Consider the following 19,284-nt stretch of genomic DNA (forward strand, 5'->3'; position numbering starts at 1 on the left):
AGTGAATACCGATGACGCTATTTTACCAGCATGCTCCCTTCCCGCTTGTAGCGGGCATGCCAGGACAAGGCCTGCTCCAGATGGTGCGGAGTCTGGCCGCCGCCTTTCAGCGCCTCGGCGAAGTAGGCGCGCAGCTGCGGGCGGTAGTCGGGATGGGCGCAATGCTCGATGATGAGCGGCGCCCGCTCGCGCGGCGCCAGGCCGCGCAGGTCGGCCAGGCCCCACTCCGTCACCAGCACATCGACATCATGCTCGGTGTGGTCGACGTGGGCGGCGAACGGCACCACGCTGGATATCGCACCGTCCTTGGCCACCGATTTGCTGACGAACAGCGACAGCTGGCCGTTGCGGGCGAAGTCGCCCGAGCCGCCGATGCCGTTCATCATATGTGTGCCGCCGACGTGGGTGGAGTTGACGTTGCCGTAGATGTCGAACTCCAGCGCCGTATTCAGCGCGATGATGCCCAGCCGCCGCACCACCTCGGGATGGTTGCTGATCTCCTGCGGGCGCAGCACGATGCGCTCGCGGTACTGCTCGATATTGCGGACGAATTTTTCATGCACGGCCGCCGACAGCGTGATCGACGACGCCGACGCCATCGACAGCTGGCCCGAATCGAGCAGTTCGATCGCGCTGTCCTGCAGCACTTCCGAATACATGGTCAGGTTGCGGAACGGCGAATCGATCAGGCCATGCAGCACGGCGTTGGCGATGGTGCCTATGCCGGCTTGCAGCGGCCGCAGTTCCGGTCCCATGCGCCCTGCTTTCACTTCACCTTCGAGGAAGGCGATCACGTGGCGGGCGATGGCGGCGGTTTCCGCGTCGGGCGGCAGCGCGTTGGACGGGCTGTCCGGACTATCGGTGATGACGATGGCGGCGATGCGGTCGGGATGCACCGGGATCGAGGTCCAGCCCATGCGCTGCCACGGCGCCAGCAGGGGAATCGCGCCGCGGTGCGGGCGCGCGCCGGGCACGTAGATGTCGTGGAAGCCTTCCAGCGCCAGCGGCGCGCTGAGGTTGATCTCGACGATCACCTTGTCGGCCTGCTGGACGAAGTTGGCCGAGTTCCCGACCGACATGGTGGGAATGATGCCGCCGTCGGGCGTGATCGCCACCGCTTCGATGACGGCGATGTCGATCCTTTTCAAGTCGCCGGAACGCAGCTGCTCGGCCGTCTCCGACAGGTGCTGGTCGATGAACATCACCTCACCGGCGTTGATCTTGCGGCGCAGCGCGGCGTCGGCCTGGAAGGGCATGCGGCGCGCGACCACGCCGGCGCCGGCCATCAGGCCGTCGCTGTCATTGCCCAGCGAGGCGCCGGTCAGCAGCGTCAGGTTCAGCGGCTCACGGCGGCAGCGCTCCACCAGCGCCAGCGGCAGCGCCTTGGCGTCGCCGGCGCGGGTGAAGCCGCTCATGCCGACGCTCATGCCGGTCTTGAACAGCTGCGCGGCCTGCGCGGCGCTCATAATCTTTTCCATCAGCGCCGGGCGGCGGATACGGTCTTCATGCATGGCGATCTCCTCATTCTTTGATTCAGTATAGAATTCGAAGATCAGTCGCTGTATGACTTAAATTCCTCATATCCAGTCGAAATATTCATGGATCTGCGATCGCTGCGCTACTTCGTCGAAACCGTCCGCCTGAACAGCTTCACGCAGGCGGCGGAGTCGCTGCACGTCACCCAGTCGACCATCAGCAAGATGGTGCGGCAGCTGGAGCAGGAAGTCGGCGCGCAGTTGCTGCTGCGCGAAGGCCGCACGCTGACGCTGACCGATACCGGCAGCGTGGTCTACGCGCGCGGCGAGCAGATGCTGGCCGTCATGCAGCAGCTGACCGCGGAAGTGCGCGACACGCAGGAAGCCCGGCGCGGCCAGCTGACCATCGGCATACCGCCGATGATCAACCTGCTGTTCACGCCCGTGCTCAAGGCCTTCCGCCAACGCCACCCGGACATCGCGCTGACCCTGCGCGAGGATGCCGGCCAGGCGCTCGAACGCCAGGTGGCGATGGGCGAACTGGAAATCGGCATGACGGTGCTGCCGGCCGACCCGCATCTGACGTTGCAGACCTCTCCCATCGCCAGCTACCCGATCTGGGCGCTGGCCGCGCGCGGCACCTTCCAGAAGCACCGCACCACGCTCAAGCTGAAGGCCCTGGCGGGCATGCCACTGGTGCTGCTGAAGGATGATTTCGCGCTGACGCGCAGCCTGCGCCACGCCTTCAGCGCGGCCGGCTTCGAACCGCAGATCGCCGCGCAGAGCGGCCAGTGGGATTGGCTGGTGGCGATGGCCTCGGCCGGCATGGGCGTGGCGCTGCTGCCGGAACCGTTCATCCACCGGCTGGCGATAGGCCACCGCCTCGACGCGGTACGGCTGGTGGAACCGGAGCTGCAATGGCAGGCCGCTCACGTGTGGCGCGGCGACTACCTGTCGCACGCCGCCCGCGCATGGCTGGCGGTGTGCGAGGACGTGCTGCCCGCCTAGAGCGCAGGCAGTTCGTGGATGGCGATGCCTTCGATGGGATCGATCTCGCGGTCCCACGGGCGCATCTCGATGAAGCGCTTGGTGTCTTCATAGCCCGCGTGCCAGCGGGCGCGGATGCCGGCGGCGCTGAAGTCGATGTCCTTGGTGTGATCCTCGTTGCCGACGCGCGGCGCCTTCAGCGACAGCACGTGCATGGTGGTGCCGCAGCCCCATGCGGCCAGCTCGCGCACTTCCGGCGACATCGCCGCTTCGTCCGACAGGTGCAGCGTCAGTTGGCGGATCACATGACGCAAGCGGTGCAGCTTGCGCTGCTGCTCGATGTTGCTGGCGCGGCTGGCGTATTGGATTTCCTTGTACTTGTCCAGCACCTGCAACATGCTTTGCGGTTCGCTGCCGTCCGGGTTCCACACCTGCACCGAGAAGATCACCGAGTTGCGGCGCGGCTCATCATCAAGCACCGCCTCGATCGGCGTGTTGGAGTAGATGCCGCCGTCCCAGTAAGGCTGGCCATCGATGCGCACGGCGGGAAAGGCCGGCGGCAGCGCGCCGGAGGCCATCACGTTCGAAGCGTTCAGCGCTTCCTTGCGACTGTCGAAGTAACGCATGTCGCCATTGCGGGCGTTGACCGCGCCCACCGTCAGGCGCGTATGGCGGTCGTTGATGTAGTCGAAATCGACCAGCGTATCGAGCGTGGTCCGCAGCGGCGTGGTTTGGTAGAAGGACGCGTGTTCGACGCCGACCCGCGCATCGGGATTCCACCATGAGGAGAGATTGGGTTCGAAGAACGCCGGTATGCCCTGCCCCACCGTGACGGCGTTGGCCAGCACGCGCGGCATGGCGGAAAAGCCCAGCGCGTTCTGCTCCATGCGGTGCCAGAACTGGCGCAGCCGGTCCATGCGGTAGCGCGGCTCGTTGCCGGCGATGATGGCGCCGTTGATGGCGCCGATGGAAGTGCCGATCACCCAGTCCGGCTCGACGCCGGCTTCGTGCATGGCCTGGTAGACGCCCACCTGGTAGGCGCCCAACGCGCCGCCGCCTTGCAGCGCCAGCACGACTTGTCCCGGCATCGAAGGCGACGCGAGTGGAGCGGGTTTGCGATTCAAGTGTGACCTCCGGAAGGATGCGGACTACGCTGCACTGCACCATCCGATTGTAGTGCAATTGCGCGTAGTCCGCAGCTTCTGTTTAGGCCACCACGCCGCGCGCGGCCAGCGCGGCGCGCACGCCGGCGCCGTAGGCCGGGTCGGCCTTGTCGAAGTGGCCCAGCTGACGGGCGATGATCTCGGCGCTCACCTGGCTCAGCGGACCGGCGATGTTGTCGAACAGGTTCTGCTGCTCCTGCGCCGGCATCAGGCGGAACAGATTACCGGCTTGCGTGTAATCGTCTTCCTGGCCGCGGCCGTCGTAGCGGGCCGCGCCGCCTTGCAGCGCCAGCGCCGGCTCGCCGTGGCCCAGGCCTTGCGGATTGCTGCCGCCCGCTTCGGTGGCCGCGTAGTTCTGCGCCGCGCCGCCGTTGGCGATGGCCATCGCGCCGTCGCGCTGCTGGTTGTGGAAGGGGCAGCGCGGCGCGTTCACCGGCAGGTGCTGGTGGTTGGTGCCGACGCGGTACAGCTGGGCGTCGTGGTAGGCGAACAGGCGTGCTTGCAGCATCTTGTCCGGCGAGTAGCCCATGCCCGGCACCACGTTCGATGGCGACAGCGCGGCCTGCTCCACTTCGGCGTGATAGTTGAGCGGGTTGCGGTTCAGCTCGAACACGCCGACCGGGATCAGCGGGAAGTCCTTGTGCGGCCAGACCTTGGTCAGGTCGAACGGATTCCAGCCGGTGCGCGCTTCCCATGCGGCCAGTTCGGCCTCGGTCGCCACTTGCAGCTTGACGTCCCACTGCGGGAAGTCGCCGGCCGCGATGGCGCCGAACAGGTCGCGCTGGGCGTAGTCCGGGTCGGTGCCGGCGATGCGGGTGGCTTCGGCGGCGGGCAGGTTCTTGATGCCTTGTTTGGTCTTCAAGTGCCATTTGACGTAGACGCGTTCACCGGCCTCGTTGATCAGGCTGAAGGTGTGGCTGCCGAAACCGTCCATGTGGCGGTAGCCGTCCGGCGTGCCGCGGTCGGAGAACAGCATCGTTACCTGGTGCAGGCTTTCCGGGGTCTTGCTCCAGAAGTCGAACATCATGGTTGGCGATTTGAGGTTGGTCTGCGGATCGCGTTTCTGGGTGTGGATGAAGTCGGGGAACTTGATGCCGTCCTTGATGAAGAACATCGGCGTGTTGTTGCCGACCAGGTCCCAGTTGCCTTCCTCGGTGTAGAAGCGCATGGCGAAGCCGCGCGGATCGCGTTCGGTGTCGGCGCTGCCCTTCTCGCCGCCGACGGTGGAGAAGCGCACGAAGGTGTCGGTCTTCTTGCCGATCGCGGAGAACAGTTTGGCTTTGGTGTACTTGGTGATGTCGTGGGTGACGGTGAAGGTGCCGTAGGCGCCCGAACCCTTGGCGTGGACCACGCGCTCAGGGATGCGCTCGCGGTTGAAGTGCTGGAGTTTTTCGATCAGGTGGAAGTCTTGCAGCAGCAGCGGGCCGCGCGGGCCGGCGCTGGCGGAGTTCTGGTTGTCGGCGACCGGGATGCCGGAGGCGGTGGTGATCGGTGGCTGGCTCATTGCTATGACTCCTTGAGAATTGATAGTGAAATCATTCTAAGGAGCACAGCCAAAAACATAAAGCCAATTAATTTTATTGAATTAATAGTCATTGACTATCAGTCTATTTATTTTGCTCGCTCCCAGAAGCAATCGTAAACTCCCTGAGTTCTCCGTATTTATCACCACTGTTCAACACCATGTACAAATCGGCTGTGCCCCCCAGGGTTCCGTGTGGTTGATGGCAATTTAGCAGCCCGCAGCGCAAGTTGCGCTGGCGATCCACATTGGCCTGGATTTCCCAGAAACGGGTGTGTTTGTCGATGCCGAAACCGTCGAATTCCAGATAGCCAGGGAAGACGCCCTTGGATAGCCATACGGGATCGATCGGATTGCCCTGCGCATCGCGTGCACGCAGATCGTATAGGCCCTCGTCGGCATCACGATTGAAGCGCACATTTATCTGCGCTACCTGCGCGGGGTGATCGAAGCTACCGGCAATTTCGATGCCGAGTCCGTCCCACTTGCACCAAAGGGGACGCTCATTCCTGCGTGCGCAAACCGCCCCCTTGCCTATGATCTTTTGCCACTGCTCGATACGCTGCCCCAGTACCAGCGGTTTGCCGTTGAAGGTGATCGTACTGCCTTGCACCACGAGCTCGGGTTGTGCGCCCTTCTCGACTTTTCTCGCAGAGCCATAGTCTTTCAGGGCGCCAGCCTTCTTCGCTGCCTTTTCAAAAAAGTCGGCTATGCTGGGCGTGGCGCCATGGCATTCAAATGCCGCAAGCCAGAGCAGCGGCAATAGAATTTTAATCATCGCCAAGCTGAACTGGCCATCACGCATGCTGATCTCAAGCCCACTCCCTCGCGGCCTTTCGAAACGAAACCAGCCGCAGCACAGGCCTGTGCGTGATTGAACGTTTCTAAGTCGGATCAGCTCATTCAATCCCGATAGCTCTTTGGCACTGAAAAATTCATCTACATTGGCCGGTTCAATGTTCGCGGCAACCGGCAGCGCCAATAGGGCCGTCATGGTTTCTGCTCCTGCAGCAGCCGAATTCTCTCCTTTGTATCTGCAATGGCTGTCTTCAGGCGATCTATCTCTTCTTTGCTCCAGCTATCGGCTTCCGTAGCCAGTCCTTTTTCCAACTTGGCTAAAATCTCCTTTTGGGTATTAAGCCGGTCAGCTCTGACTTTTAGCGCGTATTCGACTGATTGAACAGGGCGCCCTTTCACCCGCCCTGGCCACTCCGGCCGCGTCGGGTCGAAATGCGACACGACGGCCTCGGCGCGGCCATCCTCGTGCATGGCGAGCCAAATCTCATCGGCGATGCCTTCTGGATAAGGCGGTATGTCGACCAATTGCTCATGCCATGTCGGGTCGGGATAGAGGTTGTACTTCACAATCACTTGCAAGCCCGGATGCCATTCCGCTGGAATGGAGTAACAACAAATTGTTCCGCCCGTGCTGTAGGGATTCAAAGCGTCGCCGCCACCGCCATTTTTCTTATCCTTCGGATCGATCACCATCAGCACGACCTCCTTGCCGGAGTAATTGATCGAGCGAACAGCAACACCCAGATTTTTTGGTGGCGCAGGTTGTGCATGCGCGCAGCCTGCAAGCAGCGTGGACACTCCTGCGAACAGGAGAACAAGTCGGAAGGTAGTTTTCAGATTCATGATTTTGTATTTGATTCCATCTACTATCACAGCACGGCGCAAGGCTACGGCACTACAAGTCAACAAAGCTTGGCGGTCATGGTCTCTGCTCCTCCATCCGTTGAATTCTTTTCCTGGTATTTTCAATCGCCTCTTTCAGTTCTTCAATTTCCTGAGCAGTCATTTTTCCCGTGTCGTACTTCAACCCGGCCTCCATTGCGGCCAGCATGCCCTTTTGATTATTTAGCCTGTCGTTTTTAAGCTTTAACGCATATGACTCTGACTGAACAGGATGGCCCTGCACTCGCCCCGGCCACTCTGGCCTGGACGGATCGAAATGCGAGACGACCGCCTCGGCACGACCATCCTCGTGCATGGCGAGCCAAATCTCGCCAGCAATGCCTTCTGGATAAGGCGGTATATCGACCAATTGCTCATGCCATGTCGGGTCGGGATAGAGGTTGTACTTCACAATCGCTTGCAAGCCCGGATGCCATTCCGCTGGAATGGAGTAACAACAAATTGTTCCGCCCGTGCTGTAGGGATTCAAAGCGTCGCCGCCACCGCCATTTCGTTTGTCTTGGGGATCGATCGCCATCAATACGACTTCTTTGCCGGAGTAATTGATAGAGCGGACGGCGACACCCAGATTTTTTGGCGGCGCGGGTTGAGCGTGCGCGCAGCCTGCAAGCAGCGTGGACACTCCTGCAAACAGGACAATCAGTCGGAAGGTAGCTTTCAGATTCATGATTTTGCATGTGATTCCATCTGCTATGACAGCAAGGCGCGGGTCTCGTCCAAGGTGCGCGGCCCTGCGCCTTGCTCAAGCAATGCCAGATACCACTCACCCTGCAACAGCCCGGGGCACTCGATGCCAAAAGCAGAACCCCATACGGGGCAAGATCGTTTTGACCAACGACATACAAAATCAGGCGAAGGCCTTCGCCCGCTCCACAGTTGCGTCATCTGGATTATTGGTCGGCTCAAGCAAGGCCAGCATGCCGTCGTCGAACCAGACTGCTTCATAAGCAACCACATCCTGCGGACGAACATTTACGGGAGCCTGTGCAGACGGTGGACGCACCAACTGTTCTTCATACTTGCTTCTGCGGAAGAAGAAGAAACCAACGTGCGGGTAATAGCCACGACGCATGAAGTAGCCGCCGCCTTCACGCCGCGTGGACGTCTGCGTCAGGATCAGTGTATCGCGCATATCGGCCGAATCGGCGTCGGTCATGATTGGAAACGGCGTATCGAATTCGGCTTCTTTAGCCAAGCTTGCCTCCTCTGGGCTGAGCGGTTCACCTTTATCCTTTTTCTTCACGGCCGCTTGGGTTTTTTCGGCTAAATCGTAGACGCGCTTATCGAATCCTTTCGCACGCTCGGCGCCTGCCTTCATCACACTCGCTATCTTGACGCGCTTGTCGTACTCCGTCACTTCCCCAGCCAGATAGAAGCAGGCCAACGAGTCATGGACGTAGTCGTCGAAGAAGCGCATCACCTCATCGGACAGAGGCTTGGGATGTTCAAAGAAATCGAGCGCCCAGATTTCCCAGGCGTTCAACGCCGTCGGATTCTCCACGCGCATGCGCTGCCATTGGCTCATTTCGGCCGCCTCGGATGGCGACAGTTTGGGGACCTCATCAGCCGGGGTGCGGTTGGGGAGCGAACGCCGGAGTTTAAGCGCCTTGATATCTCCCGCGAGCATCTGATTGGAGTCGCGCAGATCCTGCTGCGCCTGCGCAGAGGCGGCCTTGAAACTGGCGGTTGATTCAAGCGTCGTTAACCGAGCTGCGCGCCAGCGGTAGTACAGCTCCATGTGCTTCATGAGCAAGGCACCGTCCTTACCCAGTTCTGCTGTGTAGGCTTCCCATGCGGAGGCAAGCTTGGCGTCGACCTGGAAGTCAAGTTGGGTACGCGGCTCCAACTCACCGAAAGGAGTAAGCGGCACGCCCGCGAGTCGCGCTTCCTTGAACATGTATGCCAGCGGTATCTGCGAAAGCATTGCGGACTGATCTCCCCGTCCCTTACCGGATTCGCCTGGCGCATAGCCGCCACCGACATCCGAGTGAACGCCAGGGAAGTAGACCTGCTTGAACTTGCCATTCCCTTCAAGCCCAGTGACCGGGAAATTCATGCGCTGCTCGTGCGCGGCGATGCAGTGCAGCCCGTTTGCTACGCTAGGCGGCAGCGGTTCGAGCAGGGTCTTCGCCCACGCCCAATGACCGTCGGCAACCGCATCCGGCACGGGCAGAGTACGCGCGACAGAACCCGACGCCCCCACCGACGCCACAGTGTCAAAGACGCCGAGAAAATTAATTACCGCAGGAATTCCAGCCAGTTTTCCTCCGACCAGCAGATCATCAAACAAATGGCAGAAAGCCACTGCCTCTGCAGCACCGCGAGAGAAACCAAACACGTCCAGCGTCAGCTTAGGGATGTGGGGCTTCGGTGTCTTCTCGATTTCCGCTTTCAGCAGCGCGATATACGTTTCAAACCATGTCTTATGCGTGATGATCGTCCGGCTGCCGTAGGGATCATTGACTGTACGGCCGACTTCTTTGTCGTAGTCTTGGGCGAGCTGGCAGACTTCATCCGTGGAATAAAGTGGGGTTGCACCACCACTCAGAGTCAGACGGAGCGCATTCAATACTTGTAGCAGCGCCCATGTGATACGAGGTTGCCCGCCCTTCGCGAAGGCCTTCCCTTTCTGTGACTCGGTTAGTTCTCCAATTTTTTCGAAAGGTGTACCCACACCGGGAATATAGTAGGGAAAGTAGCCGATGTCATTTTTTTTATCGGGATAGGCTTCGAATAGTCGTACCACATTACTGTGACTGCGTTCGACTGGCGCCAGCGACCTGCTTGCGATTGGTTCCGGTTTCTTCGTCTCCTCATTTAACACCCCTGTTCGCTTGCCATCCCGATCCCTCTCCAGATTGTTATTTGTCCCATCAAAGAAAAGTCCAACATGAACAGGAATACTGCACTTTGCACCTTTGTTTTCCTCAGATTTTTCCGTTGTAGTCGCAGTGCAAGCCGCCAGGGCTATATTCGATAACTCGACCGACGGCAGCTGCAAAAATTTTTCAATCGGAAAAGGAGCTTTTGATGGGCTGGTTTCGATCATCATATTATTTAACTCCTGATTTTTCTTTCGGCTCTACAGGAGGAGGTATCGGATGGCTTTGGCTGTAACCTGCACTGTTTGTTACCACAACGCGTATTTCATCGTTGGGGAAAAAGTGCATATAGATGTCTCCAGGCTTATCGTATTTTTCAACCTCAACAATTTTTTCTTTGATCACGTCAGTTGTACCTACAGGCATATTCCAGCGGACAAGAACCTTCATGCCGGGATGCCATACCCGAGGAATGCTGGTGCAACACATATTTGCAACAGCCGCTCCCCAAGCTGACATCCGGCCACCACCTGAACCATCAACAGTCGCGGAATAAATAAAGTTCCCGGTGTGGTTAACAATGCCGACTTGCGCCGTCGCGGTCGCCGTCGTTCGCTCAGGTACCGGTTCACGCGCTGCGCAAGCACCAAGTGACAAACACGCGATCAAACTAACCAACCATTTCATACCAACTCCTTTACACTAAATTCACTATCTACCCATCAGGCTAGGCGCTAATGCCTGTCAGTGCCCCTATCGAGCGCCATCATATTTGACGCCGACGAATGAGGGGCTACGACTGAAACGTCCGCCGTTCCGCCGCTTCCCAAAAAACGGGAGACAGCGCCATCACTTCCGCCGCATAGCCACTCCCCTGCCGTGTACGCTGTAACAAGCGCGCCATTTCTGGATGCTGCGCGAAATCGTCGGCGAGCATCAGCGCCAGTTGGCTGAAATGGCGACGCGCCTCGGCGGCTTCTATGCCATGGGCGTCGGCGATGCGCAAATGGCGCCGGACCCGCGCATGGCATACGGCCGGATCCAGTCCGCGCAGCACATCCGGCAGCCGTTCCTCGATTTGCGTCAGCACGGCATCGGCTTCGGCCTCATCAACCACTTGGGAAAACGCCTCGTCACTGAGTGGCAGCTTGTCGAAATCAGCTGGCGTAGTCTCGGCCCTTGCCGTACCTTGCACGACGCTCAAGCCACCATCACGCGCAGCCATCCACCAGCAATGCATCGGCCCCAACATGGCATCGTGCTGCGCCGGCGTCAGCGCGGACAGCAGATGCGGCAGCACGCGAGTATCGCCCCAACGCACCGGCCACTCCAGCGTGTCTTCCGTCCTAGCGATCAGGTAGGGCCGCAGGTGGTGGGCTAGGGCATTCAAATCCAGCGTACTGGCAATGATGCTGAGCATGGGTTTTCCATCGCAAGCGGCATACAAGCGCTCCAGCCACGACAAGCACAGGCCAATATCGGCGGGCCCCGCCACCAAATACGGCGCGGCCCTGCCCAAGCCGGACAACGACGTACCGGCGTACAGCGACATACGCTCCCTCATTGAATGGTGTCGCGAGGAGAAGAATTGCTCATCGAAAGCACAGTCCACCAGTGCGAACACATTGAGCGTAGCATCGGGATCTGATGCCCGCAGATCTTTCAATCCCTGACATATCAAGCCAGGCAAATCCGGCAGCGGCGCGTTGAGTGCGAAATACATCGGTCCTCCTCAGGCTGCGGCCGGCGCGACGAACGGGCTGCCACTGCGCAGTGCCGCCAGCAGACACGGCTTGCATATGCTTGTGGGCAGTGCCGGCAAGGTGTAATTGATACGCTCCTGCCCCGAAAAATTCTTGGTCCCGGCATGGATAGTCAACTTGCCCGGACACTGCACCGTGATATTGCCGCCGTCGATGGTGATGTTCGCCCCGCCCGCCGTCGACAGGCTGATACGCTTGGCCGCCGCCCAGTCCACACAGGCATTAGCGCTGACCAGATTGATTTCATCGCGCGCCTGCACTTTCAACTCATCGGCCTGCGCCTGGATGTCGACGGCGTCTTTGGCCGCGATCAGCTGCACGCCCACGCCCTGCTCGCCCGCCTTGACCGCGCCGCCCAGCACGCCGATGGCCTGGCCGCTGTGCAAGCGGAACTGGCCACCGCTGGCGAACTGGCTGTCGCCGCCGCTCATCAGCGTCAGCGTTTCTCCGCTGGCCAGTTGCAGCCCCTGTCCGGCCGTCACGCCCAGGCCATTCCTGGCGGAGATGGCGATGATCGGCGAACTGCTGTGCGGCAGCTTGCCGTCGCCGGGGCTGCTGTCCTTGCCCGCCGCGTCGGCCTGCGCCGCATCCAGGCTGGCGTCGCCAACCATGCCGGACACCGCCGCCAGCATCGCCTTCAACGGCGCCGACTTCTCATCGAGCACGCTGGCGTTGGCCTTGCCGCCGCCGAGGTGGCTGGCATAAGCCACCGTCTCATGCGTCTTGGCCGCGTCGCTGAAGGTCTCGCCCAGCTTGACGGCCTGCTTCATCAGCGCGATGCCGGACGTGTTGTCGCCCATCGGTTCGCGCTCGCCGGCGTTGTGGCTGACCTGGTAGCTCGTGACCAGCAAGCCCGCGCCGCCGCGCACCACGCCATAGGCATCGGTGCGCAGTTCCGCGCCCTGCCCGCGCAGGCTGCCGCGATAGTTGTCGGCGCTGTGGATCAGGTGGCCCAGCGTCAGTTCGCTGGCGGCGTGCGTGGAGCGCAACTGCACGCGTCCCTGCGAGTCGGTGTCGTCGAACAGCAGCTGGTTGTAGCCCGCGCCGCCGAACTCCTTGCTGCGCATGCCCCACTGGGCCGCGCCGTTGCGGTGGCCGGCGCTGTCGCCCGAGGCGCCGTGCCACAGCGGGCTGTTGCCGCCGGCCAGATTGCCCTGCGCCGATACGCCATGGTCGTGCGCAGGATCGAACACGCCTGCGCTGTCTCCGCCCGGCTCTCCGCCCGGCGTGTGCGGCACGCCGCCTTCGCCCTGGCCGTTGTACAAAGCGCCGATGATGATGGGGCGGTCGATGTCGTTCTCGATGAACTGCACCAGCACTTCCTGGCCTATGCGCGGCAGGAACTGGCTGCCCATGCCGCCGCCGGCCGAGCGCTGCGCCACGCGCACCCAGCAGGTGACGTTGGCGTCGTCCTGCCAGTGATAGCGGATACGCACGCGGCCCAGCGCATCGCAATACAGTTCGTCCGCGCCGCTGGGCTGGTCGTTGCCGTCAGCGCCGACGACGATGGCGCTCTGGCTGCCGCGCGCGGTCGGCTTGGCGTGGTGGCGCGCGGAGCGGCCGTCGGCCATCGGCCGCCATGGCAGCTCGGCCGGCAGCGCTTCGAAGCAGTTGGCATAGCCGCTGTCGCGTGCCTGATGCAGCGCCAGCGCGAACTCGTCCGGCAGCTTCGCCGAGCGTTCGATGGCGACTTCCTCCAGCAATTCGGGAATCGGGCCGAACAGCTCGGCCAGGCCTTGCCGCGCCGGCGCAGGCAGGTTGTTGATGCCGACGCTGAGCACGCGCAGCACCACGTAGGCCGGAGTGTCCTCTCCGGCGGCCAGCGGGCCTTGCGTCAGCGTGAAGCGGGTGCCGGCGCGCAGCGTACGCACGGTCGAGCGGGCCTGCCACAGGCGGCCGTCCGCCTCGTGCGCCTGCATCTGCAGGCCGGCGTAGCGCTCCGCCTGCGCGGCGTCGGTGTAGAAATACTGGCCGGGATGGTCGTAGCTTTCGACCATCGGCGCCTTGCCGCCGCCAACCGGCAGACGGGTCGGCGCGCTGGCGGCAGTGGCCTTCTTGGCTTTGTAATCGTAGCTGAGCACCGACACCAGGCTGGCGTGCAGGCGGCGGTTGGCGCGCAGCGACTGGATCGTGTCCTGGCTTTCGCCGACGCGCGCGGCGTGGTAGCGCAGGCCGCCGCAGGCCGCGCTGCTGGCGTCCTCCGGCACGGCGCTGTCCTGCGTGCTGTCGGCGAACAGCACCATGCATGCGCCGTCCGGCGTGTCCTCGAAGCGCCAGCCCAGGCCTTCCTCGCTGAGCAGGCGCAGGATGAAGTCGTGATCGGATTCGCGGTATTGGCAGCAGTAGCTGCGCGGTGTGACCTGCTCCATGAAGGCTGCGACGTCGCCGCTCCAGCGCCACAGCGCATCCGGCGCGTAGCCGCCCAGCACGGCGTCGACGATGTCGGTGACGCTGCTGTCCTGCCATACGCGGCTGTTGCGCACGTGCCGCAGGCGCGACAGCCATGGCGTCAGGTGCAGACGGTAGCGCGCCAGGCCGCCTTCGCTGCCCAGCATGCCCGCCTGGCTGACATGGCCGCTGAAGCGCGCGCGGCTGCCGTCGGCCAGGCTCACTTCCAGCACGGCGCATTTGCCCAGCAGGCTCGCCAGGTCCAGATGGGCGCTGGGCGAAAGCGCGATGATGTCCCGCTCGCCCACACCTTGCAAGGGGTCGTCGGCAAAGAAGGCTTCCACCATCAGGTCGTCGGGATTGGCGCCGTCCACGGTCAGCGCGTACAGGCGGCGTTCGCTTGAGAAGCCCGCCAGCGACGCGCGCAGCTGCTCCAGCACTTCGGTCATTTGCATGCTCAATCGGTATAAATAGAATTGCTGATTTGGCATTATCCCATTGAGCGGAGGAATCCTGCGTCCGATTGCAATGTCACCAAATGTCACGGGCGCGGACGAAAAAAAACCGGCCAGCAGGCCGGTTTTTCACGTGAGCGCCGGACCTCAGGCTTCGGCGATACGCTTGGCGATGTGGGCCAGCGCTTCTTCCACCTGGTCGACCAGGATCAGGCACAGGTCGCCCTCTTTCAGGCGGCCCAGGGCGGTATCGATGGCGAGGAACTCGCCGTAGATCTCCTGGATGTGCGAGGTGCGCGGTGCGCCGTTCAGGCCCGAACGCAGCAGGGCCACCACTTCGCCGTCGGTGCGGCCGCGCTGGCACTGGTCTTCGTACAGGATCACGTCGTCGAAGGCGCGGCCGAGGATTTCGGTCTGCTGCGTGATGTCCTGATCGCGACGGTCGCCGGCGCCGCTGATGACCACCGAACGGCGCTTGGCCGGCATGGTTTCCACCGCCTGCACCAGCGCCAGGATGGCGTCCGGATTGTGGCCGTAGTCGGCGATCAGCGTCGCGCCCTTGTAGTCGAACACGTTGAAGCGGCCGGGCGCGTTGTCGGAATCGTTAGCGAAGGTTTTCAGGCCGAGGCGGATCGCGTCCCAGCTGATACCCACGCCCCACGCGGCGGCCACCGAGGCCATCACGTTCTCGACCTGGAAGCCGATGGCGCCGTTGCGGGTAATCGGCACTTCGGACAGCGGAATGCGGTGGCTGTCCTTGCCTTCCGCTGCGACCACGTGACCGTCTTCCACGTACACGGTGCGGCTGCCTTGCGCCAGGTGGGTGGCGATCACGGGATGGCCACGGTCGGCGCCGAAGAAGATCACCTTGCCGCGGCAGGTCGCAGCCATGCCGGCGACGATAGGGTCGACGGCGTTCAGCACGGCGAAGCCGCTTTCGGAGACGTTCTGCACGATCACGCGTTTCAGCACGGCCAGGTCTTCCACCGTGGTGATGTAGTTCAGGCCGAGGTGGTCGCCGCTGCCGATGTTGGTGACGACGGCAACCTGGCAGCGGTCGAAGGCCAGGCCTTCACGCAGCACGCCGCCACGCGCCGTTTCGAACACGGCTGCGTCGACGTCAGGGTGCAGCAGCACGTTGCGCGCGCTGCGCGGGCCGCTGCAATCGCCGCTGTCGGTCTGGCGGCCTTCGATGTAGACGCCGTCGGTGTTGGTCATGCCGGTGCGCAGGCCGCTGGCGGTCAGCAGGTGGGCGATCAGACGCACGGTGGTGGTCTTGCCGTTGGTGCCGGTGACGGCGACCACGGGGATGCGGCCGTTCTCGCCCGGCGCGAACATGGTGTTGACGATGGCCTCACCCACCGCGCGGCCCTTGCCGAACGATGGCGCGATGTGCATGCGCAGGCCTGGAGCGGCGTTGACTTCGACCACGCCGCCGCGCTGGTTCTCGATCGGTTGCAGCACGCCGTCGCAGACCACGTCGACGCCGCAGATATCGAGGCCGATCATCTGCGCCGCTTCAACAGCGCGTGCCGCCACTTCCGGGTGCACGTCGTCGGTGACATCGGTGGCCGTGCCGCCGGTCGACAGGTTGGCGTTGTTGCGCAGGATGACGCGCTGGCCCTTGGCCGGAATCGAATCGGCTTCCAGGTCCTGCAGCGCCAGGCGCGCCAGGGCGATGTCGTCGAAACGGATCTTGGTCAGCGAGGTCGAATGGCCGCTGCCGCGGCGCGGATCGGAATTGACGATGTTGACCAGTTCGCGCACGGTGTGCACGCCATCACCCACCACTTGCGGCGGATCGCGGCGCGCAGCGGCCACCAGCTTGTTGCCGATGACGAGCAGGCGATAATCGTGGCCCGGCAGGTAGCGCTCGACCATGATGTTGTCGCGGAATTCCTTGGCGGTGTTGAAGGCCTTTTCCAGGTGCTCCTTCGACATCACGTTGACGGTGACGCCCTTGCCCTGGTTGCCGTCCTTCGGTTTGACTACCACCGGCAGGCCGATTTCCTGCGCTGCGGCCCAGGCGTCTTCGACGTCTTCGACCGAGCGGCCGATAGGCACCGGCACGCCGGCCGCGTGCAGCAGCTTCTTGGTCAGTTCCTTGTCCTGGGCGATCGATTCGCCGATGGCGCTGGTGCTGTCCATCTCGGCGGCCTGAATGCGGCGCTGGCGCGAGCCCCAGCCGAACATCACCATGCTGCCTTCGGTCAGGCGGCGGATCGGGATGTCGCGCGCGATGGCGGCACTGACGATGGCGCCGGTGCTTGGGCCCAGGCGCACGTCTTCATCGAGGTCGCGCAGTTCGTTCAGGGCGCCGGTCAGGTCGAACGGGGTGTCGGCCAGGGCGGCGTTGATCAGGTTGTGCGCCAGCGTCATCGCCAGGCGGCCGACGGCTTCCTCTGTGTACTCGACGACGGTCTGATAGATGCCGTCTTCCAGCGTGGCCGTGGTGCGGCTGAAGGTGACGGGGCAACCGGCTTGCGCTTGCAAGCTCAGTGCCGCCACTTCCAGCACGCGCGCCAGCGGCACGGCGTCGGTGTGGCCGCTGGTATGCAGGGCGCCGATGGCGGGGAAGCGTGCGTGCAGGCGCTGCTCGAAGCCGGGCAGCGTGGCGATCGACTGCTCCTCGGGCGGGCACGATACGATCACTTCCACCGCCGTGTGGTGGCTCCAAAGATTCGGGCCGCGAAGGGCGCGGGTGCGGATGACTTCCATAAATCTGCTTATGCTTTCAGTGATGTATCAGTGATGAGTTCGCTTTGGGTTCGCATCGAAGGTGCGCAGGCCGGCGCCGATCAGCTCTGGCGTCAAGCCCAGCGCCCAGCCGGCGGCAATCGCGGCCAGCACGGCTTCCGGCGGCACCAGCGGCGACAGCGGCAGGCTGGCGGCATCGTCGTAGCCCTGGGCCAGCACGATGCTGCCGGCACGCTGGAACACCACGCGCTTGCCGTCCTGGCGGTGCTGGGCGATGGCGGCCAGGTGCTCGTCGACGCCGTAGAAAATCACTTCGCCGTCGCACAGGTCGGCCATGTCGACCACTTGCGCGTCGGCGGCGTTGAGCACCGCCACACCGCTCGGCAGGATCACGTCGACCTGGGTGCGCAGCACGCCGTACAGCTTATCGAGGCTGGCGATGTGGAACTCGGCCACGTCTTCGACATCGCTGACGTCCGTCACCACGCCGACCGCGCACTTGTCGTAGGCCAGGCCTTCGGTCAGGATCATGCGGGCGCTGGCTTCGAACACGCCGGCTTCGACGTTCTTGTTGAGCAGCAGGCGCTCGCCGGTTTCCCAGTCGGTGAAGCCGTCGCGCGGCAGCAGGCGGCCGTTGACGAACAAGCCGTCGGCGCAGCTCAGGCCGACCTTCTTGCCGCTGATTTGCAGCAGCCAGGCGATCAGGCGCGAGGCCATGGTGGCGCCGTGCTTGCCGGTGATGCCGACGATGGGCATGCGGCCGCTTTCATCCTGCGCGAACAGGTGGTCGACGATGGCTTCGCCGACGTTGCGCGGCTCGCCGCTGGCAGGCTTCAGGTGGGCCAGCAGGCCAGGGCTGGCATTGACTTCGATGATGGCGCCGCCCTGCTCTTCCAATGGACGCGAGATGTCGGCGGCCACCACGTCGATGCCGGCGATGTCCAGGCCGACCACGCGCGCGGCCAGCGTGGCCATCGCGGCCACTTGCGGGTGCACTTTGTCGGTGACGTCGAAGGCGACGTTGCCGTTCGGCTGGATCAGCACTTTCTGGCCGTCCTGCGGCACGGAATAGGCGGTCATGCCCTGGCGCTCCAGCTCCAGGATGATCTCGGCGCCGTGTTCAGGCGCCAGCGCGTTCAGCGGCGAATCTTCCGTGGTGCCGCGGCGCGGATCGGTGTTGATCTGGTCGTCGACCAGTTCGATGATGTTGGATTTGCCGTTGCCGGTAACCCACAGCGATTCGCCGGCGGCGGCCGCGATCAGGCGCTTGCCCACCACCAGCAGGCGGTGTTCGTTGCCGGCGATGAAGCGCTCGACGATCACGCTCTTGCTGTCGCCCTTGCGCGCGGCCAGGGCGTAGGCGGCGGTGACGTCGGCTTCGGTCATCAGGTTGAGCGAGACGCCACGGCCATGGTTGCCGTCATACGGCTTGACCACGACCGGCACGCCGATGTCCTGCGCCGCTTCCCAGGCCGCTTCGGCGCTGGTGACCAGTTCGCCTTCAGGCACGGGCACGCCGCACGAGGCCAGCAGCGACTTGGTCAAGTCCTTGTCGCTGGCGATGCCTTCGGCGATGGCGCTGGTGTCTTCGGTCTCGGCGGTCCAGATGCGGCGCTGGCGGGCGCCATGGCCCAGTTGCACCAGGTTGCCGTCGGTCAGGCGGATCGATGGAATCTTGCGCACGGTGGCGGCGTCGACGATGTTGGCCGTGCTCGGGCCCAGGCATACCGATTCGACCAGGTCGGTCAGGTCGATCACGGTGGCGGCCAGGTCGTAGGGACGGTCTTCGATCATCGCCATCAGCAGGTCGCGCCCGGCGGCCAGGGCGGCGCGGCCGACCTGTTCCTGGCGGGTACGGAAGGCCATCTTGTACAGGCCGGTGTTCTCGCCGATCTGGCGCGTCTTGCCGAAGCCGGTTTTCATGCCGGCCAGGTTTTGCAGCTCCAGCACCACGTGTTCGAGGATGTGGCCGGCATACGTGCCGTCGCGCAGGCGCTCCAGGAAGCCGCCGTGCTCGCCCACGCCGCAGCGGTGGATAATCAGGCCAGGCAGGATGGCGGTCAGACGCTCATACAAGCCAGGCAACAAATTCGAGGGGAAATTCTCCAGCTCGCCGATATCCAGCCACGCCTCGATCACCGGGCGATACGTCCAGATATTGGGTCCGCGCAAATGGGTGACGCGGAGAACTTCTATGTCTTTCTTCTTGGTCATGTTTCTATTCTTGTATCTTTGTTATCAGCCGTGGCCAGCCCGCGCCGTATTTTAACCTCTGTACCACCGCTGGCCGCCAAATTGCATTTGGCCCACC

General features: G+C 63.0%; 13 protein-coding genes. 1 reads left to right on the forward strand and 12 read right to left on the reverse strand.

All coding sequences use genetic code 11. The features are described 5' to 3' along the window. Nucleotides 1-17: 17 nt before the first annotated feature. Entirely contained in the window at nt 18-1,511 is a 1,494-nt protein-coding gene (locus GEV02_RS15650) for an acetyl-CoA hydrolase/transferase family protein (RefSeq protein ID WP_152838862.1), read from the reverse strand. Between the two features lie 87 nt (nt 1,512-1,598). On the opposite strand from GEV02_RS15650, the gene GEV02_RS15655 reads away from it, so the two are divergent. Beyond that, nucleotides 1,599-2,483, forward strand: coding sequence for a LysR substrate-binding domain-containing protein (locus GEV02_RS15655; RefSeq protein WP_152838863.1), 885 nt, complete (start codon nt 1,599-1,601; stop codon nt 2,481-2,483). Here GEV02_RS15655 and GEV02_RS15660 read toward each other — a convergent pair. The 11 genes from GEV02_RS15660 to GEV02_RS15710 form a co-directional block, all read right to left on the reverse strand. After that, nucleotides 2,480-3,550, reverse strand: a complete 1,071-nt coding sequence (locus GEV02_RS15660; RefSeq protein ID WP_152838975.1) for a patatin-like phospholipase family protein — start codon at nt 3,548-3,550, stop codon at nt 2,480-2,482. The two genes, GEV02_RS15655 and GEV02_RS15660, sit on opposite strands and share 4 nt — an antisense overlap. A gap of 118 nt (nt 3,551-3,668) precedes the next feature. Further along, the gene (locus GEV02_RS15665) at nt 3,669-5,129 is read right to left on the reverse strand and encodes a catalase (protein WP_152838864.1); all 1,461 of its coding nucleotides are present in this window, start codon (nt 5,127-5,129) and stop codon (nt 3,669-3,671) included. Nucleotides 5,130-5,232: 103 nt separating this feature from the next. Next, nucleotides 5,233-6,141, reverse strand: a complete 909-nt coding sequence (locus GEV02_RS15670; RefSeq protein WP_152838865.1) for a DUF7738 domain-containing protein — start codon at nt 6,139-6,141, stop codon at nt 5,233-5,235. Beyond that, entirely contained in the window at nt 6,138-6,788 is a 651-nt protein-coding gene (locus tag GEV02_RS15675; protein WP_152838866.1) for a DUF3304 domain-containing protein, read from the reverse strand. The genes GEV02_RS15670 and GEV02_RS15675 overlap by 4 nt, the downstream gene beginning before the upstream one ends. A gap of 76 nt (nt 6,789-6,864) precedes the next feature. Beyond that, nucleotides 6,865-7,515 (reverse strand): DUF3304 domain-containing protein, encoded by a 651-nt coding sequence (locus GEV02_RS15680; RefSeq protein WP_152838867.1) that lies wholly within the window; start codon nt 7,513-7,515, stop codon nt 6,865-6,867. A 180-nt stretch (nt 7,516-7,695) separates the two neighbouring features. Beyond that, complete coding sequence (locus GEV02_RS15685; RefSeq protein WP_152838868.1) at nt 7,696-9,900, reverse strand: phospholipase effector Tle1 domain-containing protein; 2,205 nt, start codon at nt 9,898-9,900, stop codon at nt 7,696-7,698. A gap of 1 nt (nt 9,901) precedes the next feature. Next, on the reverse strand, nt 9,902-10,357 hold the full coding sequence (locus tag GEV02_RS15690; protein WP_152838869.1) for a DUF3304 domain-containing protein: 456 nt from the start codon (nt 10,355-10,357) through the stop codon (nt 9,902-9,904). Between the two features lie 106 nt (nt 10,358-10,463). After that, nucleotides 10,464-11,393, reverse strand: a complete 930-nt coding sequence (locus GEV02_RS15695; RefSeq protein ID WP_152838870.1) for a DUF4123 domain-containing protein — start codon at nt 11,391-11,393, stop codon at nt 10,464-10,466. Between the two features lie 9 nt (nt 11,394-11,402). Next, nucleotides 11,403-14,270: a type VI secretion system Vgr family protein gene (locus tag GEV02_RS15700; protein ID WP_152838976.1), complete on the reverse strand. Its 2,868-nt coding sequence runs from the start codon at nt 14,268-14,270 to the stop codon at nt 11,403-11,405. Nucleotides 14,271-14,423: 153 nt separating this feature from the next. Beyond that, nucleotides 14,424-16,994 carry a cyanophycin synthetase gene (gene cphA, locus GEV02_RS15705; protein WP_152838871.1) on the reverse strand — a complete coding sequence of 857 codons (2,571 nt, stop codon included), beginning with the start codon at nt 16,992-16,994 and terminating at the stop codon, nt 14,424-14,426. A 27-nt stretch (nt 16,995-17,021) separates the two neighbouring features. Then, nucleotides 17,022-19,187 carry a cyanophycin synthetase gene (locus tag GEV02_RS15710; RefSeq protein ID WP_152838872.1) on the reverse strand — a complete coding sequence of 722 codons (2,166 nt, stop codon included), beginning with the start codon at nt 19,185-19,187 and terminating at the stop codon, nt 17,022-17,024. Nucleotides 19,188-19,284 lie beyond the last annotated feature (97 nt).

This window comes from Rugamonas aquatica (assembly GCF_009380215.1).
Classification (GTDB): domain Bacteria; phylum Pseudomonadota; class Gammaproteobacteria; order Burkholderiales; family Burkholderiaceae_D; genus Rugamonas; species Rugamonas aquatica_B.